This is a genomic window from Ruegeria arenilitoris, from assembly GCF_013030985.1.
GTDB classification, from domain to species: domain Bacteria; phylum Pseudomonadota; class Alphaproteobacteria; order Rhodobacterales; family Rhodobacteraceae; genus Ruegeria; species Ruegeria arenilitoris_B.
In genome coordinates this window covers 252,968-276,895 of sequence record NZ_WPYP01000007.1, presented here as the reverse complement: position 1 = coordinate 276,895, position 23,928 = coordinate 252,968, and the positions used below count along the sequence as shown (strand labels likewise).

Sequence of the window (23,928 nt, the reverse complement as noted above, 5' to 3'; positions counted from 1 at the left end):
TTTCGCCTGTGCGCCTGCTTTGCGGATGGTACCTGCTAGTGATCCAAACTTCCTCTTGCCACCCACCCGCCAAACCCTTATACGGCGGCATCCTGCGATCTCCCGGCGTTGTCGGGCGATTCGTATGTCTATCATTCATCCACCAGGTCCAAGGTGACCCTGTCAGGGGGCCTTCTGGTGTTTTGAGCAAAGGAAAAAGGCGATGAACGCCCAAGAACTGCGTGACAAGACCCCGGACCAGCTCCGCGAGGAACTGGCCAACCTGAAGAAAGAAAGCTTTAACCTGCGCTTTCAACAGGCCACCGGTCAGCTGGAAAACACTGCCGGCATCAAAGCGGCCCGCCGCAATGCTGCCCGCGTCAAAACCATTCTGAACGAAAAGGCCGCTGCTGCGGCATCCGAGGAGTAATCAGATGCCCAAGCGTATCCTGTCCGGCACCGTAACAAGCGACGCAAACGAACAGACCGTAACCGTTCTGGTCGAGCGCCGTTTCAAGCACCCGCTGCTGCACAAAACCGTTCGTAAGTCCAAGAAATACCGGGCTCATGACGAAAAGAACGCCTTCAAAGTCGGCGACTCTGTACGCATCATCGAATGCGCGCCGAAATCGAAGACGAAACGTTGGGAAGTTCTGGAAGCGTAAGTTTCCGGGATTTTCCCATTTGTCGAAACCCTGGGGGATCTAATCAGACCAGCCCCCACAGGTCGGGAGAAACCACATGATCCAGATGCAGACCAATCTGGATGTCGCTGACAACTCCGGCGCACGCCGAGTTCAGTGCATCAAGGTCCTGGGTGGTTCCAAGCGTAAATACGCCTCCGTTGGCGACATCATTGTCGTCTCGGTGAAGGAAGCCATCCCGCGCGGTCGCGTAAAGAAAGGTGACGTCCGCAAGGCCGTCGTCGTACGCACCGCCAAGGAAGTCCGTCGCGAAGACGGCACCGCGATCCGTTTTGATCGCAACGCCGCCGTCATCCTGAACAACAACAACGAGCCCGTAGGTACCCGTATCTTTGGCCCCGTTGTTCGTGAACTGCGCGGCAAGAACTTCATGAAAATCATCTCGCTGGCTCCGGAGGTGCTGTAATCATGGCTGCTAAACTCCGCAAAGGCGACAAGGTCGTCGTGCTGGCCGGCAAGGACAAGGGCAAAGAGGGAACGATCACCTCGGTTGACCCGAAAGCCGGTAAAGCTGTTGTCGATGGCATCAACATCGCCATCCGCCACACCCGTCAGTCGCAAAACTCGCAAGGTGGTCGCCTGCCTCAGGCAAACCCGATCGAGCTGTCGAACCTGGCACTGTTGGACAAAAACGGCAAAGCAACCCGCGTTGGCTTCCGCATGGAAGGTGACAAGAAGGTTCGTTTCGCCAAGACCACAGGGGACGTGATCGATGCTTGATTCCGCAACCTACACCCCGCGTCTGAAAGCTCAGTACGTTGAAACCATCCGTGCCGCTCTGAAAGAAGAGTTCGGCTACAAGAACGACATGCAGCTGCCCAAGCTGGAAAAAATCGTTCTGAACATCGGTTGTGGTGCTGAGGCCGTCAAAGACTCGAAGAAAGCGAAAGCTGCTGTCGAAGATCTGACTGCGATTGCTGGTCAAAAGGCCGTTGCAACCAAGGCGAAGAAGTCGATCGCGGGTTTCCGCGTCCGTGAAGACATGCCGCTGGGCGCGAAAGTGACCCTGCGCGGTGACCGGATGTACGAATTCCTGGATCGCCTGATCACCATCGCGCTGCCGCGCGTTCGTGACTTCCGCGGTGTTAAGCCTTCTTTCGACGGCCAGGGCAACTTTGCCATGGGCATGAAAGAGCACATCGTGTTCCCGGAAATCGACTTCGACAAGGTCGACGAGGTCTGGGGCCTGGATATCGTAATTGCCACCACAGCGAAAACCGACGCTGAAGCAAAGGCACTGTTGAAAGCTTTCAACATGCCGTTCAACGCGTAAGCGCCGGGAGGATTGAGACATGGCTAAAAAAGCAATGATCGAACGCGAGAAGAAGCGCGAACGCCTGGTGGCCAAATATGCCGCAAAGCGTGCCGAGCTGAAAGAAATCGCGAATGACGAGAGCCGCCCGATGGAAGAGCGCTTCAAAGCGCGTCTGAAACTGGCGAAACTGCCGCGCAACAGCTCGGCTACCCGTCTGCACAACCGTTGTCAGCTGACCGGTCGTCCTCACGCTTACTACCGTAAGCTGAAGGTCAGCCGTATCGCGCTGCGCGAGCTGGGTTCTGCTGGTCAGATCCCCGGCATGGTGAAATCGAGCTGGTAAGGGAGACATAGATATGAATGATCCTATCGGCGATATGCTCACCCGTATCCGCAACGCGCAAATGCGCGGCAAGTCCACCGTTTCCACCCCGGCTTCCAAGCTGCGCGGTTGGGTTCTGGACGTGCTGGCGGACGAAGGCTACATCCGTGGTTATGAAAAGACGACCGGTGAAAACGGTCATCCGGCCATCGAAATCAGCCTGAAATACTACGAAGGCACTCCTGTCATTCGCGAACTGAAGCGGGTTTCCAAGCCCGGTCGCCGCGTCTACATGGGCGTCAATGACATCCCGCAGGTCCGTCAGGGTCTGGGCGTGTCGATTGTCAGCACTCCGAAAGGTGTGATGTCGGACGCAAACGCTCGCTCCAACAATGTTGGCGGCGAAGTGCTCTGCACCGTCTTCTAAGGAGGTCTGCAATGTCTCGTATTGGTAAAAAACCGGTCGAGCTGCCCAGCGGCGTTTCCGCCTCTGTGTCGGGTCAGACCATCGAAGTCAAAGGTCCGAAAGGCACCCGCAGCTTCACTGCAACTGACGATGTGACCATCGCGGTTGAGGACAACGTGGTCAAAATTGATCCGCGTGGTACGTCCAAGCGTGCGCGTCAGCAGTGGGGCATGAGCCGCACCATGGTTGCCAATCTGGTGACCGGTGTGACCGAAGGCTTCAAGAAAGAGCTGGAAATCCAGGGTGTGGGTTACCGCGCTCAGATGCAGGGCAACACCCTGAAGCTGAACCTGGGCTACAGCCACGATGTTGATTTCACTGCTCCGGAAGGTGTCACCATCACCGCACCGAAGCAGACCGAGATCGTTGTGGAAGGTATCGACCAGCAGCAGGTGGGCGAAGTCGCGGCCAAAATCCGTGAATGGCGCCGTCCCGAGCCGTACAAAGGCAAGGGCATCCGCTACAAGGGCGAGTTCATCTTCCGCAAGGAAGGCAAGAAGAAGTAAGGACGCAAACAATGGCAAACAGCAAAAGAACCCTGTTTCTGAAGCGCCGCCTGCGCGTTCGGAACAAACTTCGCAAAGTCAACGCGGGCCGTGTACGCCTGTCGGTTCACCGTTCGAACAAGAACATCAGCGTTCAGCTGATCGACGACGTTCGTGGCGTGACCCTGGCCGCAGCCTCGACCCTGGAAAAAGACCTGGGCGTAGTTGGCAAGAACAACATCGAAGCGGCCACCAAAGTGGGCGCGGCTATCGCCGAGCGTGCCAAGAAGGCAGGCGTCGAAGAGGCCTATTTCGATCGTGGTGGCTTCCTGTTCCACGGCAAAGTGAAGGCAGTTGCCGACGCTGCGCGTGAAGGTGGTCTGAAGATCTAAGACCTGCGGGCAGCTTCGCGGCTGCCCCGATGATCCGGGGGCCTCGGCGACAGTCGGGGCTCACTTGGATTGAAGAAACGGCGCGACAAGCGCCACATGAGAAAAGGGATGCCAAATGGCAGAACGTGAAAACCGTCGGGGCCGTGGCCGCGACCGTGAAGAAGCACCGGAATTTGCAGATCGTCTGGTCGCAATCAACCGCGTGTCGAAAACCGTAAAAGGCGGTAAGCGCTTTGGCTTCGCCGCTCTGGTGGTTGTCGGCGATCAGAAAGGCCGCGTCGGCTTTGGCAAAGGTAAAGCGAAAGAAGTACCTGAAGCCATCCGTAAGGCAACCGAACAAGCCAAGCGTCAGATGATCCGCGTGCAACTGCGCGAAGGTCGTACCCTGCACCACGACATCGAAGGCCGTCACGGCGCCGGTAAAGTGGTAATGCGTACCGCACCTGAAGGTACCGGTATCATCGCCGGTGGTCCGATGCGTGCCGTGTTCGAAATGCTGGGTGTCAAGGACGTTGTGTCCAAGTCGCTGGGCTCGCAGAACCCGTACAACATGATCCGCGCCACCATCAACGGCCTGCAAAAAGAGCAGAGCCCGCGTTCGGTTGCCGCACGTCGTGGCAAAAAGGTTGCCGACATCCTGCCCAAGCGGGACGAAGCACCGGCTGCTGCTGAAGCAGAAGCATAAGGAGAGCGACCCATGGCAAAAACCATCGTCGTCAAGCAGATCGGCTCCCCGATCCGCCGCCCCGCCGAACAGCGCGCAACCCTGATCGGCCTGGGCCTGAACAAGATGCACAAAACCCGTGAGCTGGAGGATACTCCTTCGGTCCGCGGCATGATCAACAAGATCCCGCATCTGGTAGAGATCGTCGAAGAGCGCGGCTAAGCGCACTTCCATCGAACAAAGAAACGCCTCCGATCCGTTCGGGGGCGTTTTTTGTTGCCATTTGAACGGGCCGGGGTAACTTCAACCGTGTTTATTTGAATGGATGATTAGTATGAAACTGTTTCTTGCTGCGCTTTGCGTCTCTGCAATTGGTACGACCGCTTACGCCGAATGCCCGGCCAAATCGCCGAAATTTTCGAAAAGCTACTATTCCGATGGCGACCAGAAAGTGAATGCGGCCTGGCTGCAAAAGAACCTTTCTGGGCGCAAGGTTGTATATCCCGGGAAAGAATTTGAGACCTACTCTGCCAACGGGTCCTATTCCTACACAGCCAACGGGAAAGCATGGAAGGCGAATTCCTACAGGTTCTACGACAACGGGGTGCGGTGCATCGGCTATGACAAACCCCGGTTTGATCTGTATGTCGTGAACAACGGTAAACTGGTCCTGGTGAACCAGCAAAAGCAACGTTACGTGGGTGAAATCCGGAAGTAGGTTACCCGAGGTCGAACAGAGCCAACCTGTTCGGTCCTGCAGATCCCACCCATGCATTGTTTGCAATGCAGCTAGACCGAAACTTCGGTTGTTAGCGGTATCTGGTGCGCCTATCTGAACGCTGTCCCAAACAGGAACAGAACAGAAATCATCGGGGAATGCGCCCCGGTCAGGAAAGGAATTCAGATATGGCTTACACAGCAACAACCACTCATGGCGGCAGCAACCTGTTCGCACGCATCGCAGAATTCGCCGCAAAGGTGAAAGAGACATATACCCTGCGCGCAGAATACAACCGCACCTACTCGGAACTTCAAGGTTTGACCGATCGCGAGCTGAACGACATCGGCGTGCGCCGCTGCGATATCAAGGACATCGCTCAGGAACACGTTTACTGCTCGTAATTGCAGGCATACCACCACTCACACAGAGGCGCCATTTGGCGCCTCTTTTGGTTTCAGGGGCCATCGCGCCACAGCCAACAGATTTTTCGGGCCAAGCATTGCGACAGCGCCGTTAATACGTCAAATGCGGATTAGGCGGTTGTTTGAGGCCGATAGAATTGTGTGGAAAGACATATTTATGGCGCGCGAATATCAGATCGGAATGCTGTGGGTCGACGGACCGCTGAGCTTTCTTGAGCAGCTATGCATCAAGTCCTATCTGGATGTCGGGCAACATGTGCGTCTTTACACCTATGGGACTGTCACAGGGATCCCCGACGGCGTGGAACAGCGCGATGCACGCGAGGTTCTGCCGGATTCCGAGTTCATCACCCATGACAGAACCGGAAGCCCCGCACCGCATTCGGACAAGTTCCGGTATCGGCTTCTGGCGCAAGAACCTGACTTGATCTGGGCAGATACGGACGCTTATTGCCTCAAACCCTTCACCACCGAAAACGGCCATTACTACGGATATCTCGAAGGCGATGTTGCCATCGGCGTGCTCGCCCTGCCGCAGGACAGCGAAACGCTGGCCAAGCTGATCGAATTCACCAATGATCCGTACCTCATCCCGCCATGGCTGCCCCCTCGTCACCGTAGGCCGCTGGAAGAGGCGCAGCAGAACGGAGAGCCGGTGAACGTGCCAGAAACTCTTTGGGGCGTTTGGGGTCCGAGTGCATTCACCTGGGCGTTGAGGCAAACGGGTGAGATAAAGTACGCCTTGCCTGAGCATGTGTTCTACCCGCTCAATTACACGCGTCGGCGGGCCCTGGCCCGGCCGGGGGCCCAAATAGACCATTTCTTCAAGGACGATACGGTTTCCATCCACCTTTATGGTCGGCGGATGCGGGCGATCATGCGGAACAAGTATGACGGCCAACCCGATCCTGACAGTTTGGTCGGAAGGCTCGTCGAGAAACACGGCATCGATCCGCTTGCAGCGCCCATTATCAAACATGATGAGGATGAAGCCGAGGCTCCGCAGGTCGACGGCTGATCTTGCACCGTTCCGCGGGCTTGCCAAGCGGGGGTAACGGGCCTATACGCCTCCGGTGGGTTTCTGCCCATGAGAATCAAAACCAAGAAATGCCGTGTTTGGCCCATCACGCTTCGGGGGTCACATCCGGCTTAGGAGAAGCGAAATGAAACTGAACGAACTGCGCGACAATCCCGGCGCCAACCCGAAACGCACCCGCGTTGGCCGTGGCCCCGGTTCCGGCAAAGGTAAAATGGGTGGCCGTGGTATCAAAGGCCAGAAATCCCGTTCGGGTGTGGCCATCAATGGCTACGAAGGCGGCCAGATGCCGCTGTACCAGCGTCTGCCCAAGCGTGGCTTCAACAAGCCGAACCGCAAGGAATTCGCCGTTATCAACCTGGGCCTGATCCAGAAATTCGTCGAGGCCGGCAAGCTGGACGCCAAAGCTGCGATCACCGAAGACGCACTGGTTGCGTCGGGTCTGGTGCGTCGCAAGCTGGACGGTATCCGCGTTCTGGCCAAGGGCGAAATCAGCGCCAAAGTGAACCTGGAAGTAACCGGTGCTTCGAAAGCTGCCGTCGAGGCAGTTGAAAAAGCGGGCGGTTCACTGACGGTCACAAAAGCCGCTGCGGCAGAGTAAGCGCTTGTGAGCGGGCGCAGACCCGCTTACATAGACCTCAGAGTTTTCCAAGACGCCGTCCGAGCCGGAAAACGGTTCCGGGCGGCGTTTTCATAAGAGAGACCGATTTATGGTATCAGCAGCAGAACAAATGGCGGCCAACACAAGCTGGGCTGCCCTTGGCAAAGCCACCGATCTGCGCAACCGCATCCTGTTCACGCTGGGTTTGTTGATCGTCTATCGTCTGGGCACATTTATTCCGGTGCCGGGGATCGACGGTCAGGCTTTGCGCGAGTTCATGGAACAGGCGGGGCAGGGCATCGGCGGCATGGTTTCGATGTTCACCGGTGGGGCGCTTGGGCGGATGGGTATCTTTGCCCTCGGCATCATGCCCTATATCTCGGCCTCGATCATCGTGCAGCTGCTGACATCAATGGTTCCCGCGCTCGAACAACTCAAGAAAGAGGGCGAGCAGGGCCGCAAGAAGATCAACCAATACACCCGTTTCGGCACCGTGGCGCTGGCCACCGTTCAGGCCTATGGTCTGGCCGTTTCGCTGGAATCGGGCGATCTGGCGACCGATCCGGGCATGTTCTTCCGTCTGTCGACCATGATCACTCTGGTTGGCGGCACCATGTTCCTGATGTGGCTGGGTGAACAGATCACCGCACGCGGCATCGGTAACGGTATCTCTCTGATCATCTTCGTCGGCATCATCGCCGAGGTTCCGGCCGCTCTGGCGCAGTTCTTTGCCTCGGGCCGTTCGGGTGCCATCAGCCCCGCCGTGATCGTTGGTGTGATCGTGATGGTCATCGCCGTCATTACCTTTGTGGTGTTCATGGAACGGGCGCTGCGCAAGATCCACATCCAGTATCCGCGCCGTCAGGCCGGTATGAAGATTTATGAGGGCGGCTCGAGCCACCTGCCGGTCAAAGTGAACCCGGCGGGCGTGATCCCGGCGATCTTTGCAAGCTCGCTGCTGCTGCTGCCGGTGACGATCTCGACTTTCTCGTCGGGCGCAACCAGCGGGCCGATCATGTCCTGGCTGCTGGCCAACTTTGGTCCCGGACAGCCGCTGTACCTGCTGTTCTTCGCGGCCATGATCGTGTTCTTTGCCTACTTCTACACGTTCAACGTGTCGTTCAAGCCGGACGATGTTGCGGACAACCTGAAAAAGCAAAACGGTTTTGTGCCGGGTATCCGTCCGGGCAAGAAAACCGCCGAGTATCTGGAATACGTGGTCAACCGCGTGCTGGTTCTGGGTTCGGCCTATCTGGCGGCTGTCTGTCTGCTGCCTGAAATCCTTCGGAACCAGTTTGCCATCCCGTTCTATTTCGGCGGTACCTCGGTTCTGATTATCGTCTCTGTGACCATGGACACGATCCAACAGGTCCAGAGCCACCTGCTGGCGCATCAATACGAAGGGCTGATCGAAAAGTCCCAACTGCGCGGCAAGGGTAAGAAACGCGGCAGGAAGGGACCCGCTCGTCGATGAACATCATTCTTCTTGGGCCCCCGGGGGCCGGTAAAGGGACGCAGGCGCGTCACCTGGTCGAAACTCGGGGCATGGTTCAGCTGAGCACCGGCGACATGCTGCGCGAGGCAAAGACCAGCGGAACAGAGATGGGCCAGAAGGTTGCGGCGATCATGGACGCGGGCAAGCTGGTCACCGATGAGATCGTGATCGGCCTGATCGAAGAGAAGCTGACCACGGAAACCGGCGCCGGCTTCATCTTTGACGGCTTCCCGCGGACGCTGGCGCAGGCTGATGCGCTGGCCGCGTTGCTGGCCAAGCTGGGTCAGTCGCTGCACACCGTGATCGAAATGCGTGTGGATGACGAAGCGCTGGTTCAGCGGATCACGGCGCGCTCGACCTGCGGTGGCTGCGGTGAGGTCTATAACGACATCACCAAGCCGATCCCGGCCGATGGCAAATGCACCAATTGCGGCAAGGAAAATGACTTCCAGCGTCGCGCGGATGACAACGAAGACAGCCTGCGCACACGCCTGATGGAATACTACAAAAAGACCTCGCCGCTGATTGGGTATTACTACGCCAAAGGCGATCTGCGCCCGGTCAATGGCCTGGCTGAGATCAAAGAAGTCACCGCCTCGATCGAGGCGATTCTGGGCTGACTTCAGGTTGGGGCTTGACGGCCCCACCAAAACCCCATATCGACCCCCATCCCCTTGGGGAATCAAGACCGCAGGCGGGATTCGTCCCAACTGCCCCGACCACCTCGAATAATGCTGAACCCTCTGGCGGCACTGCCACGGTTAGGCGTTGTGAAAAAAGGTTCTGGAGTTACGGAACCGCAACGAAAAGGAAAGTGAAACGTGGCACGTATTGCCGGCGTAAACATCCCGACTGCAAAGCGGGTACCAATCGCCCTCACATATATCACCGGTATTGGAAACACCTCGGCCAAAGCGATCTGCGAAGCCGTAGGCATTGAAGCGCACCGTCGCGTTAACGAACTGTCCGACGCCGAAGTTCTGGCCATCCGCGAGCACATCGACGCCAACTTCACCGTCGAAGGTGACCTGCGTCGTGAAGTTCAGATGAACGTCAAACGCTTGATGGACCTGGGCTGCTATCGCGGTCTGCGTCACCGCCGCAACCTGCCGGTTCGCGGTCAGCGTACCCACACCAATGCTCGTACCCGCAAAGGCCCCGCAAAGGCCATCGCTGGTAAGAAGAAATAAGGGAGGGTCTGACTGATGGCACGTGATAAGACTCGCGTTAAGCGCAAAGAGCGTAAGAACATCGCATCGGGCGTCGCCCATGTGAATTCGACCTTCAACAACACCAAGATCCTGATCTCGGACGTACAGGGCAACGCCATCGCGTGGTCGTCTGCCGGTACCATGGGCTTCAAGGGATCGCGGAAATCGACACCCTACGCCGCTCAGATGGCTGCAGAAGATGCAGGCAAGAAGGCGCAGGAACATGGCGTCAAGACGCTGGAAGTCGAAGTTCAGGGCCCCGGTTCGGGTCGTGAATCGGCTCTGCGCGCGCTGGCTGCTGTGGGCTTCAACATCACGTCGATCCGCGACGTGACTCCGATCGCTCACAACGGCTGCCGCCCGCCGAAGCGTCGTCGCGTCTAAGCGATTTTGAATTGAGCTGGGGCTGTGTTTTTGCACGGCCCCAGCACGTCATTTTGAACCTCGGGCGTCTGCACCTTGTTGGTCATGGGGCGCGGACAGGAATGGAGGGATTACATGATCCATAAGAATTGGGCAGAATTGATCAAACCGACCCAGCTTGATGGTAAGCCGGGCAACGATCCCGCACGTCAGGCGACCCTGGTTGCTGAGCCGCTGGAGCGTGGTTTTGGTCTGACTCTGGGTAACGCACTGCGCCGCGTTCTGATGAGCTCGCTGCAAGGCGCGGCCATCACCAGCGTCCAGATCGACAACGTCCTGCACGAGTTCTCTTCGGTTGCGGGCGTGCGCGAAGACGTCACCGACATCATCCTGAACCTCAAGCAGGTTGCCCTGCGCATGGAAGTCGAAGGCCCCAAGCGTCTGTCGATCAATGCCAAAGGTCCCGCAGTTGTCACCGCTGGCGACATCAGCGAAAGCGCCGGCATCGAGGTTCTGAACCGCGATCACGTCATCTGCCACCTGGACGATGGCGCCGACCTGTTCATGGAACTGACCGTCAACACCGGTAAAGGCTATGTCTCGGCTGAGAAGAACAAGCCGGAAGACGCACCTATCGGCCTGATCCCGATCGACGCGATCTATTCGCCGGTCAAAAAGGTTGCGTATGACGTTCAGCCGACCCGTGAAGGTCAGGTTCTGGACTATGACAAACTGACCCTGAAGATCGAAACCGATGGTTCGATCACGCCGGAAGACGCGCTGGCCTTTGCCGCACGCATCCTGCAGGATCAGTTGTCGATCTTCGTCAACTTCGACGAGCCGGAATCGGCTGGTCGCCAGGACGAAGACGATGGTCTGGAGTTCAACCCGCTGCTGCTGAAGAAAGTGGACGAGCTGGAACTGTCGGTCCGTTCGGCAAACTGCCTGAAGAACGACAACATCGTCTATATCGGCGACCTGATCCAGAAGACCGAAGCCGAGATGCTGCGCACCCCGAACTTCGGCCGCAAGTCGCTGAACGAGATCAAAGAAGTGCTGTCCGGCATGGGTCTGCACCTTGGCATGGATGTCGAGGATTGGCCGCCCGACAACATCGAAGATCTGGCGAAGAAATTCGAAGACGCGTTCTAAGCGCGTCTTCCCCAATGCCCGGCCCGAATTGGGAGTATCCGGGGACCGCATGGGCACTTCCGCCCCAAGGAGAGCCGGTGACACGCATCGCCGGCCAGACAAAGCAAAACGCGAAAGAAGGAATTGAAAAATGCGTCACGCACGTGGTTACCGCCGCCTGAACCGTACTCATGAGCACCGCAAGGCGTTGTTTGCGAACATGGCTGGCTCGCTCATCGAGCATGAGCAAATCAAAACGACTCTGCCCAAGGCAAAAGAACTGCGCCCGATCATCGAAAAGCTGGTCACTCTGGGCAAGCGCGGCGACCTGCACGCCCGCCGTCAGGCCGCAGCACAGCTGAAAGAAGACAAAGACGTCGCAAAGCTGTTCGAAGTTCTGGGCCCCCGCTACGCCGAGCGTCAGGGCGGTTACGTCCGTATCCTGAAAGCAGGCTTCCGCTATGGCGACATGGCACCGATGGCGATCATCGAATTCGTTGATCGTGACATCGACGCCAAAGGCGCGGCCGACAAAGCCCGCGTTGCCGCCGAAGAGGCAGCAGACGAAGAATAAGAAAGCCCTGCTTTCATGTAAAAACCCCCGCGTCCCGGACGCGGGGGTTTTTGTTTCAGCGCACCACAGGGCTGTCACTTGATCCAACCCTGCTCCCGGTAATAGCGCGCCGCGCCGGGATGCAATTGCGCGGTCAGACCCTCGCGGATCATGTCTGACGGTTGCAACCCTCTCAGCGCCGGATGTTTGCGGGCCAGTTGCGGCAGGTTTTCAAACGTGGATTTGACAAACGCATAGACTTCGTCTTCGGACACACTGGCGTTACTCAGCAAAACAGCTTTGTAGCCAAGTGTTTTTGTGGGTGACGTCACCCCGCTATACATATTCGCGGGGATCGAAACTTGGCTGAGCGCATCCGACCCGGAAATCAATCGGTCAATCTGACGCCCGGACACCGTAACCAATTGGATCGGACAGGTCTGTGCTGTTTTTAGAATCCAATTGGACGGGTTGCCGACGACGATTGCAACTGCGTCAATGTCACTGGAACACAACTGTTTTCGCAACGGGTTCTTTTCGTTGGGCTTATAGGTGTCAAAGGCTGAAGTGTCCCAGTTTGCTGCCTGGGGAAGCTGTTTCACCAAGTAAGTGGCTGAACCATCCAGCATGACACGCTTCCCGTCCAGATCATCAACAGAGCTGATGTCGGATCCTTTGCGTGCAATGACGCTCAAAGGTGCGCTGTGAATTGAGAACAAAGAACGCAGAGATGTGTCTGCGCCCTTGCTTTTGAAAAAACCTGCGCCCTTCAGCGCGTCTTGCGCCCAATCCGACCGCGCCACGACGATGTCGAATTTACCCCGGCGCAGCTTTGGCAAATTCTCCCGTGGGCCATCTGTGGCTTTGGCGTTGCACCTGTATCCAGTCGCACTTTGGGCAAACGATGTGCACAGCAGGTTGCCGACGGCAAAATAATATCCGCTTTTTCCCCCCGTCCCCATGGTCAGTTTAGTATCCGCGGCCTGCGCGGTGACCGCGAACAACCCAAGGGCAGCGGCCAGGAGCAAAGAAGATGGTCGCAGGTGCATCTGCCCTGCCGCGATTATTCTGTTGCGCACAATTGGTCCGTTTCAGTTTGTTAGATCGGGCAAGCGTTTTCACCGCCCCGCGCTCAAGTCAAGGCGCAAGAGACAGCATCGCGCTTGCAATCTTGTCACATGCCTCGCATATCCGATGGGCAAGTCATCTACGGGAAGATCATGCGAAAAATACTGTGCTCGCTGCTGTTGGCCTCATTCGCGGTTTCAGCCCAGGCCGAAACCAAAGTGCCCACATCGCAGGCCGAGATCAGCCTTGGCTTTGCGCCCGTCGTCAAACAGGCCTCACCGGCAGTCGTCAACATCTATGCCAAGATCGTGCGGCAGGGGCGGGCGAACCCGTTCTTCTCGGACCCGTTCTTTCAGGACTTCTTTGGCCGTGGGTTCGGAGAGCCCCGCCCGCGGGTGCAGAATTCGCTGGGATCGGGCGTAATCCTGTCGGACGATGGTTACGTGGTGTCGAACTACCACGTGGTCGGGACAGCCACCGAAATCCGGGTGGTGACCACGGATCGGCGCGAGTTTTCGGCGCAGGTGGTTCTGGGTGACAAGGAAAGCGACATCGCCATCCTGCGGCTGGAAGAGGCCGAGAATCTGCCTTACCTGCAAATGCGCGACTCGGATCATGTCGAGGTTGGTGAACTGGCGCTGGCCATTGGCAACCCGTTCGGGGTGGGGCAGACGGTGTCGTCGGGCATCATCTCGGGGCTGGCTCGGACCGGCGCGGCCACGGGCAACGCGCGGGGCTATTTCATTCAGACCGATGCGGCGATAAACCCGGGCAATTCAGGCGGGGCGCTGATCGACGTGAATGGGGATCTGATCGGGATCAATACCGCTATCCTGACCCGATCGGGTGGGTCGAACGGCATCGGCTTTGCTATTCCGGCCAATCTGGTGGCCGAGTTTCTGCGACAGGCGCAGGGCGGCAATGACAGTTTCATAAGTCCCTGGGCCGGAATGGCTGGCCAGCACATGAGCGCGGATATCGCCGAGTCTCTGGGTCTGGTGGTCCCGCTGGGTGTGGTGGTTTCCGACTTGCACCCTCTGAGCCCCTTGGCCGAGGCCGGTCTGCGCGTGGGGGATGTGGTCACCCATGTGGATGGGGATGAGGTGAACTCGCCCGCCGAGATGAAATTCCGTATGGCTGTCGCCGGTGTGGGCGGTACGTCCATGGTGACCCGCCTGCGGGGGGAAGAGCGTACCGAAGTGGAAATTGCGCTGATCAAGGCGCCCGAAACCCCGGCGGCCGAGGAAACAACTCTGGACGACCAGACCGTGATGCCGGGTTTGACGGTCTCGCGCGTCAACCCGGCCGTGATTGCGAAGATGGGCTTGGTGTTGTCGCAGACCGGAGTGGTCGTGGTGGATGCGGGGTCTTATGGCGGCGGGGGCGGTTTGCGCGCGGGTGATGTGGTCAACAGCATCAATGGCACAGAAATTGAGACCCCCCGTGACGTGGTCGACGCGCTGACCGATCCGGGCCGCCGGATTAACCTGGATGTTCTCAGAGGGGGCCGTTCGGTCTTTCTCCGGTTCCGGTTGTGACGTGAGCGATCTGTTCGATACCGGGGCCGCTGCGCCCACGCCACCCGCGCACCGTCCGCTGGCCGATCGGCTGCGGCCGCAGACATTGGCCGAGGTGATCGGGCAAGAGCAGGTTCTGGGCCCGGATGCGCCACTGGGGGTCATGCTGGCCTCGGGCAGCCTGTCCAGTCTTGTGTTCTGGGGTCCTCCGGGCGTTGGCAAGACCACCATCGCGCGGTTGCTGGCGCAGGAGACCGATCTGCATTTCGTTCAGATCAGCGCGATCTTCACCGGTGTGCCTGACCTGAAAAAAGTGTTCGAGGCCGCCAAGATCCGCCGCCAGAACGGGCAGGGTACATTGCTGTTCGTGGATGAAATCCACCGGTTCAACAAAGCCCAGCAGGACGGGTTCCTGCCGCATATGGAGGACGGCACTATCCTGCTGGTCGGGGCCACGACCGAGAACCCGTCTTTTGAGCTGAACGCCGCTGTGCTCAGCCGGGCGCAGGTACTGGTGTTGGAACGCCTCAGCCTTGCCGATCTGGAGCGCCTGACCCAACGGGCCGAGAAGGAACTGGATCGCGCGTTGCCCCTGACGGGTCCGGCGCGCGAGGCGCTGCAAGAGATGGCCGATGGCGACGGCCGGGCGCTGTTGAACCTGATCGAACAGATCGCGGCGTGGAAGGTCGATGCACCGCTGGACCCGGATGCGCTGTCGACGCGGCTGATGCGCCGGGCGGCAAAATACGACAAGTCAGGCGATGAGCATTACAACCTGATCTCGGCCCTGCATAAATCGGTGCGGGGATCGGACCCGGATGCCGCGCTGTATTGGTTCGCACGGATGCTGACGGGGGGTGAGGACCCGCGCTATCTGGCCCGTCGCATCACGCGCATGGCGGTTGAAGATATCGGTCTGGCCGATCCGCAGGCGCAGGCGATCTGCCTTCAATCCTGGCAGACCTACGAACGGCTAGGCTCACCGGAGGGCGAGTTGGCGCTGGCGCAAGCGCTGGTCTACCTGGCCTTGGCTCCGAAATCGAACGGGGCTTATGTCGGTTACAAGGCGGCGATGCGGTTGGCCAAGCAATCAGGCAGTGAGCCGCCGCCCAAGCATATCCTGAACGCGCCCACCTCGTTGATGAAGGATCAGGGCTATGGCGCGGGTTATGCTTATGACCATGACGCCGAGGATGGGTTTTCCGGTCAGAACTACTTTCCAGACGGGATGGAGCGGCCAGAGCTGTACCAACCGGTGGAACGCGGCTTCGAGCGTGAATTGAAAAAGCGTCTGGACTACTTCGCCAAGCTGAGAGCGCAGCGTAACGGCTAAGTTCCGCCGCGTCAGAGGCGACAGGGGACGCAAAACGGGTTTCCCTTGGGTCATGAGAGTCGAGGGAGGATACTCATGACCGTCTCAATCGAGAAAACCGAGGACGTCTGGACCATCATTCATGACCGCCCGGATGCGCGCAATGCCGTGGACACAGACCATGCCGAGGCGCTGGTGGCCGCGTTTCTGGAGTTTGAGGACAGCCCGGCCAAAGCGGCCGTGTTCTGGGGCAAAGGCGGGAATTTCTGCGCGGGATGGGATCTGAAACTCGCCGCCACCCTCGGGGACCCGGAACTGAGAGAAGCCTATTTCGATAAACATAGCTTCCCCATTGGATCGGCGCCCTCGACACTTGGCCCTATGGGTCCTTCCCGTCTGGAACTCTCCAAGCCTGTGATCGGTGCCGTGGAGGGGGCCGCTGTGGCAGGCGGGATGGAGCTTGCCCTGTGGTGCGATATCCGGGTGATGGCCGAAACCGCCTATCTGGGTGTTTATTGCCGTCGCTGGGGGATCACGTTGATGGATGGTGGCTCGGTCCGGTTGCCGCGTCTGGTCGGGCAGGGGAAGGCGTTGGAGATCGCGCTGACAGGGCGCAAGGTCGAAGCCGAGGAATGCTATCGCATCGGTCTGGCCGAAAAGGTCGTGCCGCATGGCGAAACCCGAGCGGCCGCCGAAGCGATGGCACATGAAATTGCCCGGTTCCCGCAAGAGGCCGTGCGGGCCGATCGCCGTTCGATCATCGAAACGCGCGGTATGCCAGTGCGCGACGCGCTCAAGGTCGAGTGGGCCAATGGGCTAGAGGCGATCCGGCGTGAAGGCACTGCCGGGGCGAGCCGTTTCCGCGACGGGGCCGGGCGGCACGGGGATTTCTCGAACATCTGACCGGGTTGACTTTTGACCCTTTGCACGCCACAGACGCGCATGTTTTCTAGGGCACTTACAGACGGGTTTACCGCTCGGGCAATCCGCGCGACGCAGGGGATATCGGCATGAGCGGCGTACAGAATATTACCGTGGCAGAGGGTGACGGCGACCAGCGACTGGATCGGTGGCTGCGCCGTCTGTTTCCGCATGTCAGCCAAGGGCGCATCGAAAAGATGTGCCGCAAGGGCGAGCTGCGGGTTGAAGGTGGCCGGGTGAAGGCTTCGACCCGGCTTGAGGTTGGGCAGGTCGTGCGTGTGCCACCTCTGCCCGATGCCGATCACAAGCCTGCCGAGGTCAAACAGCGTGTCTCGGACGCCGATGCCAAGATGATTCAGTCCTGCGTGATCTATCGTGACGATCACGTTCTTGCGCTGAACAAGCCCCATGGCTTGCCGGTTCAGGGCGGTAGCGGCCAGACCCGCCATGTGGACAGCCTGTCCGAGGCGCTGCGCTTTGGCTATGACGAGAACCCCCGCCTTGTTCACCGGTTGGATAAGGATACCTCGGGCGTTCTGTTGCTGGCCCGCACCCGCGAGGCCGCCAAGGGGCTGACGGCTGCGTTCCGTCATCGCGACACGCGCAAAATCTACTGGGCGTTGGTCGCCGGGGTGCCGACCCCCTATCTGGGCGAGATCAAGACCGGGCTGGTTAAAGCCCCGGGTCATGGCAAGCACGGTGAGGGCGAAAAGATGATCCCCGTCCAGCTGAACGAAATCAACGACACGCCAGGCGCGAAACGAGCGCATACACTCTATTCGACGCTGTATCGGGTGGCCGGGCGTGCCGCGTGGGTGGCGATGGAGCCGATTACTGGCCGCACCCACCAGCTGCGGGCACATATGGCGGCGATCGGGCACCCGATCATCGGGGACGGCAAATATGGCGGCTCGGGGCAGGAAAACCTCGGCGATGGATGGGGTGCGCAATTGGGCGGGATCATCAGTAAAAAGCTGCACCTGCATGCCCGTCAGGCGACCTTCCAGCATCCGATGACGCGCAAGACGATTACCGTCACCGCGCCGTTGCCGGATCACATGAAACACAGCTGGGACACCTTCGGCTGGACCGAAGATCTGGCCGCGGACGACCCGTTCGAGGAATTGCAATGAGCGCATCGCTGCGTCTGGTGCTGTTCGATGTGGACGGCACCCTGGTCGACAGTCAGGGCAGTATCGTTTCGGCGATGACCGCCTGTTTTGGCGCCCAATCCCTGCAGGTGCCGGACCGCGCAGCGATCCTGTCCATCGTGGGGCTGTCTCTGCCCAACGCGATGGCGCAATTGGCGCCCGAGCATTCCGACACTGTGCAGCAGCGTCTGGTCGAGGGCTACAAGGAAGCCTATCACGCGCAACGGTTGGAGCAGGGGGCGGCCAGCTCTCCGCTGTATCCCGGGGCGCTGGACGCCATCCAAGCCCTGCACGCAGTGCCCGAGGTTCTGCTGGGCGTGGCCACAGGTAAATCTCAGCGCGGTCTCGACGCGCTGATCGAGGCGCACGGGCTGGAACGCTTTTTCGTGACCCGTCAGGTGGCAGACCACCACCCGTCCAAACCGCACCCGTCGATGATCGACACGGCGCGCAGCGAAACCGGGGTGGATGCGGCCAATACGGCCATGATCGGCGACACAAAGTTTGATATGGACATGGCCCTTGCCGCTGGGGTGGCGAGCATTGGTGTGACCTGGGGCTACCACGACCGATCCGTTCTGGATGGCGCGACCTGCATTATTGAAACCTTTGATCAGCTGCCTCGCGCGCTGGACGATATCTGGACCTGACAACATGAGCGACTGGAAGCCGAAACGATTCTGGACCGAGAGCGCGGTGGTGGAAACCGAAGGCGGCTTTACCGTTGAACTGGATGGTCGCCGCGTGAAAACCCCGGCCAAGGCGGCTTTGGTGCTGCCGACCCGTGGCATGGCAGATGAAGTCGCCGCAGAATGGGATGCGCAGGAAAAAGTGATCGATCCGACGGTGATGCCTTTCACCCGTTCGGCAAATGCCGCCATCGACAAGGTCCACCATCAACACGCCGAGGTTGCAGACATGCTGGCCGATTATGGCGATTCGGACCTGTTGTGCTACCGCGCGGTTCACCCGCAGGAGTTGCAGCAGCGCCAGGCCGAACAATGGGACCCGGTGCTGGATTGGGCGGCCGAAACGCTGTCAGCGCGGCTATTGCCTGTGGCCGGTGTGCTACACCAGCCCCAGTCGGCTGAGGCGGTGGAAACCCTCAGGCAGCGTGTCCACGGGCTGAATGATTTTCAACTGGCGGCCTTTCACGATCTCGTCAGCCTGTCGGGCTCTCTCATCCTGGGATTTGCTGCGGCGCAAAACCGGGCCGATGCGGAAGAAATCTGGCAGATTTCACGGCTGGATGAGCAGTGGCAGATCGACCAATGGGGCCATGATGACGAAGCCCACGCGCTTGCAGAAACCAAGAAGTCGGCCTTTTTGCACGCCAAACGGTTCTTTGACCTCTCGATTTGATCCCTTACGGCCATTTTTTAGAACGTTGGGAGAGTCATCTCTGGATTGATCCATCGTTTTCCCTGATCCGACCCTTGACGTTTGTTTATGAATGCGCCCAAACTCATGCCCACTAAAGGGGAGACACCTTTGGGAAACCTTTCTGGTGCCAGAGGTGCCGGACAGAACCGTCCTTTGACCGGGGCGGAAAATCAGGAAGAGGTAAAAATGAAAAAATCCGTACTCTTGGGCGTGGCAACCATCGCCGGCCTGGCTGCTGGTGTAGCGGCGGCAGGGACTGCTGACGATGTAAAAGCACGCGGCAAGCTGAACTGCGGCGTGGCGACCGGTGTTCCCGGCTTTGCCAGCCCGGATGCCAACGGTGAGTGGCAGGGCTTTGACGTGGCTGTATGTCGTGCCGTCGCAGCCGCCGTTCTGGACGATCCGTCCGCAGTTGAATTCATCCCGACCACCGGTAAAACGCGTTTCACCGCTCTGGCTTCGGGCGAGATCGACATGCTGGCCCGCAACACCACATGGACCTTCAGCCGCGACGTCGACCTGAAGTTCGAATTCGTCGGCATCAACTATTATGATGGTCAGGGTTTCATGGTTCCCAAGGCTCTGGGCGTCAGCTCGGCCAAGGAACTGGACGGCGCAACCGTCTGCATCCAGACCGGCACCACAACCGAGCTCAACCTGGCGGATTTCTTCCGCATCAACAACATGAGCTACGAGCCGGTTCCGATCGAAACCAACGCCGAAGCGCAGCAGCAGTATCTGGCTGGTGCCTGTGACGTCTACACCACCGACGCATCGGGCCTGGCGGCTACCCGCGCCACCTTTGAAAACGCAGGCGACCACGTGATCCTGCCCGAAATCATCTCGAAAGAGCCGCTGGGACCGCTGGTCCGTCACGGCGATCACGAGTGGGGCGATGTGGTCCGCTGGACCCTGAACGCGCTGATCGCAGCCGAAGAGTTGGGTGTGACCTCGGCCAACATCGACGAGATGGCCGCTGGCACCGACAACCCCGAAGTGAACCGTCTGCTGGGCAGCGAAGGCACTCTGGGTGAGATGCTGGGTCTTGACGCAACCTGGGCACAGCGCGCGATCAAAGTCGGTGGTAACTATGGCGAAATCTTCGCCAAGAACATCGGTGAGGAAACTCCGATCGGTCTGGCGCGCGGCTTGAACGCACAGTGGACCGATGGCGGCCTGATGTACGCACCGCCATTCCGCTAAAATCCACGGAAAAGGGCGCGGGATATCCCGCGCCCTTTTTCCATCCATAAGAAACACGCCCGGATCGTTCTGAGCAGAGGTCAACTCTGCCAATGAAAAACCGGGATGCACGGGGAAAAACATAGGTCATGACGACACTCACTGACCCGCCGAAGGAGCACTTCCGGCTGTCCATGCTCCTTTACGATACGCGGTATCGATCTGCGACCATCCAGGTCATTGCATTGATCGGTTTCATGCTTCTGGCAGCTTGGATTATTAGCAACACCATTCAGAACCTCGAAACGCTGGGCCGAACAGTCGGGTTCGGTTTTTTCAGCGAGCCGTCGAGTTATGACATCAACCAACGCCTGCTGGAATACGACTCGCGCGATACCCATCTGCGCGCGGCCTTTATTGGTCTGCTGAACACGCTGGTTGTTGCGGTTCTGGGCTGTATCACGGCAACGATCATCGGCGTCATGGTTGGTGTTCTGCGCCTGTCGAACAACTGGCTGATCGCCCGTATCATGACCGTCTATGTCGAGATGTTCCGCAACGTTCCGGTTCTGCTTTGGATCGTGTTCGCTATGGCGATCCTGATTGAAAGCCTGCCGGCGCCGCGCGCCTTCCGGGGTGAAAATCCAGAAGCCACGATGGATCTGTTCGGCACGGTTGCAGTGACCAATCGCGGGGTCTATATCCCCGAGTTTCTGTTCTCACGCGGTCTGGGTGACATCCACCTGTTCGGCACGTCGAGCCTGCGCTTTGATGTATCGCTGGACCTGATCGCCTTCCTGATCGTTTTTGGCGGCAGCATCTTTGCCATGCGCAAAGTGTCGGCCTGGGCCAGTGCCACGCAGGAAAAGACCGGTGACCGTCCGACCATCTGGTACATCCAATTGGGCCTGCTGTTCGTGCCATCGGCCATCCTGCTGGGCGCGCTGGGTTTCCATCTGGGCTACCCCGAGCTGAAGGGCTTTAACTTCACCGGCGGTACCCACCTGCGGAACTCGCTGATCGCCCTGTGGCTGGCCTTGTCGCTGTACACCGCAGCCTTCATCGCCGAGATCGTCCGTGCCGGTATTCTGGCCATTTCGAAAGGCCAGACCGAGGCCGCATCCGCTCTGGGCCTGCGCCCGGGCCGCACGATGCGTCTGGTGATCCTGCCGCAGGCATTGCGGGTGATCATCCCGCCGATGATCTCGAACTATCTGAACCTGACCAAGAACTCGTCGCTGGCGATTGCGGTCGGATATATGGACATCACGGGGACCCTAGGTGGCATCACCATGAACCAGACCGGCCGCGAGCTGGAATGTGTTCTGCTGCTGATGCTGGTCTATCTGACCATCTCGCTGAGCATTTCGGCGGTGATGAACTGGTACAACAACCGTGTCAAACTGGTGGAGCGGTAATATGAGTGATGTTTCATTTGTCCGCACGGAAATGTTGCCGGAAAAAGCTCCGCCTGCATCCGAAGTGGGTGTGCTGGGCTGGATCAGGCACAACCTGTTCTCAAGTTGGCTCAATGCTATCCTGACGATCATCTCACTGATTTTCATCTACTACGTGCTCTCCAACATCCTGGCCTGGACGTTCGAATCCGTTTGGAACGCGAATTCGCTGTCGGAATGCCGAGAGATCATGATGGCGACTTGGGGCGATACTCATGGGCATGCCTGCTGGGGTGTGATCAAGGACCGGTGGCTGCAATTGCTGTACGGTTTCTATCCGCCTTATCCTGTTGATCCGGACGCAACGTGGTCAAACCCGCCCGAAGCCGGCGGCTGGCCCGCCTATTTCCGGCCGAACCTGACCTTCATCCTGTTGCTCGTCTCGATTGCGCCGGTGCTGTTCACCAACGTACCGCGCAAACTTCTTTTCGTGACGGCGGCCTACCCGTTCCTTCTGCCCTGGCTAATGTGGGGCGGCAGCATCTGGGGACCGCTGATGGTCGCTGCGGGGTTTGCCATCGGGTATCTTGCATACAAGTTTGTGCTCCCCGTCGCGGGTTCACTGACAGCGATGATCCTTGCGGCGGCGCTGCCAATTCTATGGTGGTTGTTTGCTTCTGGTTCGGTTGCTGACGCGATCAACTCAGTCATTCCGATCGGCATCGCTCCGGTTGAAAGCCGCGACTTTGGTGGCTTCATGCTGGCGATCCTGTTGGGCGTTGTGGCCATCGGTGTCTCGCTGCCCATCGGTATCGTTCTGGCACTCGGCCGTCAGTCGGATCTGATGATCGTCAAATACCTGTGCGTGGGCTTTATCGAGTTCATCCGCGGCGTGCCGCTGATCACCCTGCTGTTCGTGGCCTCGCTGCTTTTGAACCTGTTCCTGCCGCCGGGCACCAATTTTGACATCATCCTGCGGGTGATGATCATGATGACCCTGTTCTCGGCCGCCTATATGGCCGAGGTGATCAGGGGTGGTCTGGCTGCCCTGCCACGCGGTCAATACGAAGGGGCTGACAGTCTGGGCCTGAACTACTGGCAGGCGCAGCGGCTGATCATCATGCCACAGGCTCTGAAAATCTCGATCCCGGGCATCGTGTCGACCTTTATCGGCATTTTCAAGGATACCACGCTGGTCTCGATCATCGGTCTGTTCGACGTGATCGGCCTGACCAACGGCATCCGCGCCGATACCGCCTGGAACGGCGTCTACTGGGAACTGTTTGCCTTTATCGGCGTTCTGTTCTTCGTCGTCTGCTTCTCCATGTCCCGTTATTCCATGTATCTGGAGCGCAAGCTTCAGACTGGCCACCGCTAAGGAGTTCAACACATGTCTGAACTTGCAATTGAACGCGAAATCGACCGCTCCAAGATGCAGGTGAGCGACGAGGTCGCCATCGAAATCACCAACATGAACAAGTGGTACGGGGCCTTCCACGTGCTGCGCGACATCAATCTGACCGTCAACCAGGGCGAGCGGATCGTGATCGCGGGGCCGTCGGGGTCGGGCAAGTCCACCTTGATCCGCTGCCTGAACGCGCTGGAGGAACACCAGCAGGGCAGGATCGTCGTGGATGGGACCGAGCTATCGAATGACCTCAAGAACATCGACAAGATCCGGTCCGAGGTTGGCATGGTGTTCCAGCACTTCAACCTGTTCCCGCATCTGACCATTCTGGAAAACTGCACGCTGGCCCCGATCTGGGTGCGCAAGACGCCCAAGAAAGAGGCCGAAGAGCGCGCGATGCATTTCCTGGAAAAGGTGAAAATCCCTGAACAGGCTGACAAGTATCCCGGTCAGCTTTCCGGTGGTCAGCAGCAGCGTGTGGCGATTGCCCGCTCGCTCTGCATGATGCCGCGCATCATGTTGTTCGATGAACCGACCTCGGCGCTGGACCCCGAGATGATCAAAGAGGTGCTCGACACCATGATCGAACTGGCCGAAGAAGGCATGACCATGCTGTGCGTGACCCACGAGATGGGCTTTGCCCGCCAGGTCGCCAACCGCGTGATCTTTATGGATGCCGGCCAGATCGTGGAACAGAACGAACCGGAAGAGTTCTTCAATAACCCGCAGAGCGAACGGACCAAGCTGTTCCTGAGCCAGATTCTGGGTCACTGATCCCAGTGAAACGGA

Annotated in this window: 32 protein-coding genes; 31 read left to right on the top strand and 1 reads right to left on the bottom strand. The window is 58.8% G+C overall.

Annotated features, from left to right (window positions below):
* Positions 1–202: 202 nt before the first annotated feature.
* The 21 genes from rpmC to rplQ all read left to right on the top strand — a co-directional run bounded on the left by rpmC (position 203) and on the right by rplQ (position 11,821).
* Positions 203–409: a 50S ribosomal protein L29 gene (rpmC, locus tag GOX88_RS15660; protein WP_010437082.1), complete on the top strand. Its 207-nt coding sequence runs from the start codon at positions 203–205 to the stop codon at positions 407–409.
* Positions 410–413: 4 nt separating this feature from the next.
* Positions 414–644, top strand: coding sequence for a 30S ribosomal protein S17 (gene rpsQ, locus GOX88_RS15655; protein ID WP_170328773.1), 231 nt, complete (start codon positions 414–416; stop codon positions 642–644).
* 76 nt (positions 645–720) lie between these two features.
* Positions 721–1,089, top strand: coding sequence for a 50S ribosomal protein L14 (rplN, locus tag GOX88_RS15650; RefSeq protein ID WP_008757934.1), 369 nt, complete (start codon positions 721–723; stop codon positions 1,087–1,089).
* Between the two features lie 2 nt (positions 1,090–1,091).
* Positions 1,092–1,403, top strand: coding sequence for a 50S ribosomal protein L24 (gene rplX, locus GOX88_RS15645; protein ID WP_170328772.1), 312 nt, complete (start codon positions 1,092–1,094; stop codon positions 1,401–1,403).
* Positions 1,396–1,956 carry a 50S ribosomal protein L5 gene (gene rplE / locus GOX88_RS15640; RefSeq protein WP_170403699.1) on the top strand — a complete coding sequence of 187 codons (561 nt, stop codon included), beginning with the start codon at positions 1,396–1,398 and terminating at the stop codon, positions 1,954–1,956. Before rplX ends, rplE begins: the two co-directional genes overlap by 8 nt.
* Positions 1,957–1,975: 19 nt before the next feature.
* Positions 1,976–2,281 carry a 30S ribosomal protein S14 gene (gene rpsN / locus GOX88_RS15635; protein ID WP_068340744.1) on the top strand — a complete coding sequence of 102 codons (306 nt, stop codon included), beginning with the start codon at positions 1,976–1,978 and terminating at the stop codon, positions 2,279–2,281.
* Between the two features lie 13 nt (positions 2,282–2,294).
* Positions 2,295–2,687 carry a 30S ribosomal protein S8 gene (rpsH, locus tag GOX88_RS15630; protein ID WP_068340741.1) on the top strand — a complete coding sequence of 131 codons (393 nt, stop codon included), beginning with the start codon at positions 2,295–2,297 and terminating at the stop codon, positions 2,685–2,687.
* An 11-nt stretch (positions 2,688–2,698) separates the two neighbouring features.
* Positions 2,699–3,232 carry a 50S ribosomal protein L6 gene (gene rplF, locus GOX88_RS15625; protein ID WP_170403693.1) on the top strand — a complete coding sequence of 178 codons (534 nt, stop codon included), beginning with the start codon at positions 2,699–2,701 and terminating at the stop codon, positions 3,230–3,232.
* Positions 3,233–3,243: 11 nt separating this feature from the next.
* The gene (gene rplR, locus GOX88_RS15620; RefSeq protein ID WP_170328769.1) at positions 3,244–3,603 is read left to right on the top strand and encodes a 50S ribosomal protein L18; all 360 of its coding nucleotides are present in this window, start codon (positions 3,244–3,246) and stop codon (positions 3,601–3,603) included.
* Between the two features lie 115 nt (positions 3,604–3,718).
* Positions 3,719–4,288, top strand: a complete 570-nt coding sequence (gene rpsE, locus GOX88_RS15615) for a 30S ribosomal protein S5 (RefSeq protein WP_155148691.1) — start codon at positions 3,719–3,721, stop codon at positions 4,286–4,288.
* Between the two features lie 12 nt (positions 4,289–4,300).
* Entirely contained in the window at positions 4,301–4,489 is a 189-nt protein-coding gene (gene rpmD, locus GOX88_RS15610) for a 50S ribosomal protein L30 (RefSeq protein ID WP_005621828.1), read from the top strand.
* A gap of 112 nt (positions 4,490–4,601) precedes the next feature.
* A complete protein-coding gene (locus GOX88_RS15605) occupies positions 4,602–4,985 on the top strand; it encodes a hypothetical protein (RefSeq protein ID WP_170403690.1) in 384 nt (127 codons plus the stop codon).
* Positions 4,986–5,173: 188 nt separating this feature from the next.
* Positions 5,174–5,389, top strand: coding sequence for a DUF1127 domain-containing protein (locus GOX88_RS15600; protein ID WP_170403687.1), 216 nt, complete (start codon positions 5,174–5,176; stop codon positions 5,387–5,389).
* A 178-nt stretch (positions 5,390–5,567) separates the two neighbouring features.
* Positions 5,568–6,428 carry a hypothetical protein gene (locus tag GOX88_RS15595; protein ID WP_254436301.1) on the top strand — a complete coding sequence of 287 codons (861 nt, stop codon included), beginning with the start codon at positions 5,568–5,570 and terminating at the stop codon, positions 6,426–6,428.
* 145 nt (positions 6,429–6,573) lie between these two features.
* Positions 6,574–7,047: a 50S ribosomal protein L15 gene (gene rplO, locus GOX88_RS15590; protein WP_170403684.1), complete on the top strand. Its 474-nt coding sequence runs from the start codon at positions 6,574–6,576 to the stop codon at positions 7,045–7,047.
* Between the two features lie 109 nt (positions 7,048–7,156).
* A complete protein-coding gene (gene secY / locus GOX88_RS15585) occupies positions 7,157–8,521 on the top strand; it encodes a preprotein translocase subunit SecY (protein WP_170403681.1) in 1,365 nt (454 codons plus the stop codon).
* Entirely contained in the window at positions 8,518–9,162 is a 645-nt protein-coding gene (locus GOX88_RS15580) for an adenylate kinase (protein ID WP_170328763.1), read from the top strand. The genes secY and GOX88_RS15580 overlap by 4 nt, the downstream gene beginning before the upstream one ends.
* Positions 9,163–9,363: 201 nt before the next feature.
* Complete coding sequence (gene rpsM, locus GOX88_RS15575; protein WP_008757392.1) at positions 9,364–9,732, top strand: 30S ribosomal protein S13; 369 nt, start codon at positions 9,364–9,366, stop codon at positions 9,730–9,732.
* Positions 9,733–9,747: 15 nt separating this feature from the next.
* Entirely contained in the window at positions 9,748–10,137 is a 390-nt protein-coding gene (gene rpsK, locus GOX88_RS15570; protein ID WP_093965380.1) for a 30S ribosomal protein S11, read from the top strand.
* Between the two features lie 114 nt (positions 10,138–10,251).
* On the top strand, positions 10,252–11,268 hold the full coding sequence (locus GOX88_RS15565; protein ID WP_170403678.1) for a DNA-directed RNA polymerase subunit alpha: 1,017 nt from the start codon (positions 10,252–10,254) through the stop codon (positions 11,266–11,268).
* A 130-nt stretch (positions 11,269–11,398) separates the two neighbouring features.
* Positions 11,399–11,821 carry a 50S ribosomal protein L17 gene (rplQ, locus tag GOX88_RS15560; protein WP_170387757.1) on the top strand — a complete coding sequence of 141 codons (423 nt, stop codon included), beginning with the start codon at positions 11,399–11,401 and terminating at the stop codon, positions 11,819–11,821.
* Between the two features lie 74 nt (positions 11,822–11,895).
* On the opposite strand, the gene GOX88_RS15555 is transcribed toward rplQ, so the two are convergent.
* Positions 11,896–12,849, bottom strand: coding sequence for a TAXI family TRAP transporter solute-binding subunit (locus GOX88_RS15555; RefSeq protein WP_254443349.1), 954 nt, complete (start codon positions 12,847–12,849; stop codon positions 11,896–11,898).
* A gap of 168 nt (positions 12,850–13,017) precedes the next feature.
* Between GOX88_RS15555 and GOX88_RS15550 the strand changes: the two genes are divergently transcribed.
* The 10 genes from GOX88_RS15550 (at position 13,018) to GOX88_RS15505 (ending at position 23,913) form a co-directional block, all read left to right on the top strand.
* Positions 13,018–14,406: a trypsin-like peptidase domain-containing protein gene (locus tag GOX88_RS15550; protein WP_437436427.1), complete on the top strand. Its 1,389-nt coding sequence runs from the start codon at positions 13,018–13,020 to the stop codon at positions 14,404–14,406.
* A 1-nt stretch (position 14,407) separates the two neighbouring features.
* Positions 14,408–15,718 carry a replication-associated recombination protein A gene (locus GOX88_RS15545; RefSeq protein WP_170403669.1) on the top strand — a complete coding sequence of 437 codons (1,311 nt, stop codon included), beginning with the start codon at positions 14,408–14,410 and terminating at the stop codon, positions 15,716–15,718.
* A gap of 75 nt (positions 15,719–15,793) precedes the next feature.
* Positions 15,794–16,600 (top strand): crotonase/enoyl-CoA hydratase family protein, encoded by an 807-nt coding sequence (locus tag GOX88_RS15540; protein WP_170403666.1) that lies wholly within the window; start codon positions 15,794–15,796, stop codon positions 16,598–16,600.
* 107 nt (positions 16,601–16,707) lie between these two features.
* Positions 16,708–17,751 (top strand): RluA family pseudouridine synthase, encoded by a 1,044-nt coding sequence (locus GOX88_RS15535; protein ID WP_170403664.1) that lies wholly within the window; start codon positions 16,708–16,710, stop codon positions 17,749–17,751.
* Positions 17,748–18,419: an HAD-IA family hydrolase gene (locus GOX88_RS15530; protein ID WP_170403661.1), complete on the top strand. Its 672-nt coding sequence runs from the start codon at positions 17,748–17,750 to the stop codon at positions 18,417–18,419. The genes GOX88_RS15535 and GOX88_RS15530 overlap by 4 nt, the downstream gene beginning before the upstream one ends.
* Before the next feature lie 4 nt (positions 18,420–18,423).
* Positions 18,424–19,131 (top strand): ATP12 family chaperone protein, encoded by a 708-nt coding sequence (locus GOX88_RS15525; protein ID WP_170403658.1) that lies wholly within the window; start codon positions 18,424–18,426, stop codon positions 19,129–19,131.
* 207 nt (positions 19,132–19,338) lie between these two features.
* Positions 19,339–20,355 carry an amino acid ABC transporter substrate-binding protein gene (locus GOX88_RS15520; protein WP_170403655.1) on the top strand — a complete coding sequence of 339 codons (1,017 nt, stop codon included), beginning with the start codon at positions 19,339–19,341 and terminating at the stop codon, positions 20,353–20,355.
* A 128-nt stretch (positions 20,356–20,483) separates the two neighbouring features.
* On the top strand, positions 20,484–21,752 hold the full coding sequence (locus GOX88_RS15515) for an amino acid ABC transporter permease (RefSeq protein WP_170403652.1): 1,269 nt from the start codon (positions 20,484–20,486) through the stop codon (positions 21,750–21,752).
* A gap of 1 nt (position 21,753) precedes the next feature.
* Positions 21,754–23,109, top strand: coding sequence for an amino acid ABC transporter permease (locus tag GOX88_RS15510; protein ID WP_170403650.1), 1,356 nt, complete (start codon positions 21,754–21,756; stop codon positions 23,107–23,109).
* 12 nt (positions 23,110–23,121) lie between these two features.
* The gene (locus tag GOX88_RS15505) at positions 23,122–23,913 is read left to right on the top strand and encodes an amino acid ABC transporter ATP-binding protein (RefSeq protein WP_058283489.1); all 792 of its coding nucleotides are present in this window, start codon (positions 23,122–23,124) and stop codon (positions 23,911–23,913) included.
* The last annotated feature ends 15 nt before the right edge of the window (positions 23,914–23,928 follow it).

Bases quoted from the DNA above. Each gene is read 5' to 3' on its own strand.
- rpmC (WP_010437082.1), top strand. From the start codon at position 203: ATGAACGCCCAAGAACTGCGTGACAAGACCCCGGACCAGCTCCGCGAG.
- rpsQ (WP_170328773.1), top strand. From the start codon at position 414: ATGCCCAAGCGTATCCTGTCCGGCACCGTAACAAGCGACGCAAACGAA.
- rplN (WP_008757934.1), top strand. From the start codon at position 721: ATGATCCAGATGCAGACCAATCTGGATGTCGCTGACAACTCCGGCGCA.
- rplX (WP_170328772.1), top strand. From the start codon at position 1,092: ATGGCTGCTAAACTCCGCAAAGGCGACAAGGTCGTCGTGCTGGCCGGC.
- rplE (WP_170403699.1), top strand. From the start codon at position 1,396: ATGCTTGATTCCGCAACCTACACCCCGCGTCTGAAAGCTCAGTACGTT.
- rpsN (WP_068340744.1), top strand. From the start codon at position 1,976: ATGGCTAAAAAAGCAATGATCGAACGCGAGAAGAAGCGCGAACGCCTG.
- rpsH (WP_068340741.1), top strand. From the start codon at position 2,295: ATGAATGATCCTATCGGCGATATGCTCACCCGTATCCGCAACGCGCAA.
- rplF (WP_170403693.1), top strand. From the start codon at position 2,699: ATGTCTCGTATTGGTAAAAAACCGGTCGAGCTGCCCAGCGGCGTTTCC.
- rplR (WP_170328769.1), top strand. From the start codon at position 3,244: ATGGCAAACAGCAAAAGAACCCTGTTTCTGAAGCGCCGCCTGCGCGTT.
- rpsE (WP_155148691.1), top strand. From the start codon at position 3,719: ATGGCAGAACGTGAAAACCGTCGGGGCCGTGGCCGCGACCGTGAAGAA.
- rpmD (WP_005621828.1), top strand. From the start codon at position 4,301: ATGGCAAAAACCATCGTCGTCAAGCAGATCGGCTCCCCGATCCGCCGC.
- GOX88_RS15605 (WP_170403690.1), top strand. From the start codon at position 4,602: ATGAAACTGTTTCTTGCTGCGCTTTGCGTCTCTGCAATTGGTACGACC.
- GOX88_RS15600 (WP_170403687.1), top strand. From the start codon at position 5,174: ATGGCTTACACAGCAACAACCACTCATGGCGGCAGCAACCTGTTCGCA.
- GOX88_RS15595 (WP_254436301.1), top strand. From the start codon at position 5,568: ATGGCGCGCGAATATCAGATCGGAATGCTGTGGGTCGACGGACCGCTG.
- rplO (WP_170403684.1), top strand. From the start codon at position 6,574: ATGAAACTGAACGAACTGCGCGACAATCCCGGCGCCAACCCGAAACGC.
- secY (WP_170403681.1), top strand. From the start codon at position 7,157: ATGGTATCAGCAGCAGAACAAATGGCGGCCAACACAAGCTGGGCTGCC.
- GOX88_RS15580 (WP_170328763.1), top strand. From the start codon at position 8,518: ATGAACATCATTCTTCTTGGGCCCCCGGGGGCCGGTAAAGGGACGCAG.
- rpsK (WP_093965380.1), top strand. From the start codon at position 9,748: ATGGCACGTGATAAGACTCGCGTTAAGCGCAAAGAGCGTAAGAACATC.
- GOX88_RS15565 (WP_170403678.1), top strand. From the start codon at position 10,252: ATGATCCATAAGAATTGGGCAGAATTGATCAAACCGACCCAGCTTGAT.
- rplQ (WP_170387757.1), top strand. From the start codon at position 11,399: ATGCGTCACGCACGTGGTTACCGCCGCCTGAACCGTACTCATGAGCAC.
- GOX88_RS15555 (WP_254443349.1), bottom strand. From the start codon at position 12,849: ATGCACCTGCGACCATCTTCTTTGCTCCTGGCCGCTGCCCTTGGGTTG.
- GOX88_RS15540 (WP_170403666.1), top strand. From the start codon at position 15,794: ATGACCGTCTCAATCGAGAAAACCGAGGACGTCTGGACCATCATTCAT.
- GOX88_RS15535 (WP_170403664.1), top strand. From the start codon at position 16,708: ATGAGCGGCGTACAGAATATTACCGTGGCAGAGGGTGACGGCGACCAG.
- GOX88_RS15530 (WP_170403661.1), top strand. From the start codon at position 17,748: ATGAGCGCATCGCTGCGTCTGGTGCTGTTCGATGTGGACGGCACCCTG.
- GOX88_RS15525 (WP_170403658.1), top strand. From the start codon at position 18,424: ATGAGCGACTGGAAGCCGAAACGATTCTGGACCGAGAGCGCGGTGGTG.
- GOX88_RS15520 (WP_170403655.1), top strand. From the start codon at position 19,339: ATGAAAAAATCCGTACTCTTGGGCGTGGCAACCATCGCCGGCCTGGCT.
- GOX88_RS15515 (WP_170403652.1), top strand. From the start codon at position 20,484: ATGACGACACTCACTGACCCGCCGAAGGAGCACTTCCGGCTGTCCATG.
- GOX88_RS15510 (WP_170403650.1), top strand. From the start codon at position 21,754: ATGAGTGATGTTTCATTTGTCCGCACGGAAATGTTGCCGGAAAAAGCT.
- GOX88_RS15505 (WP_058283489.1), top strand. From the start codon at position 23,122: ATGTCTGAACTTGCAATTGAACGCGAAATCGACCGCTCCAAGATGCAG.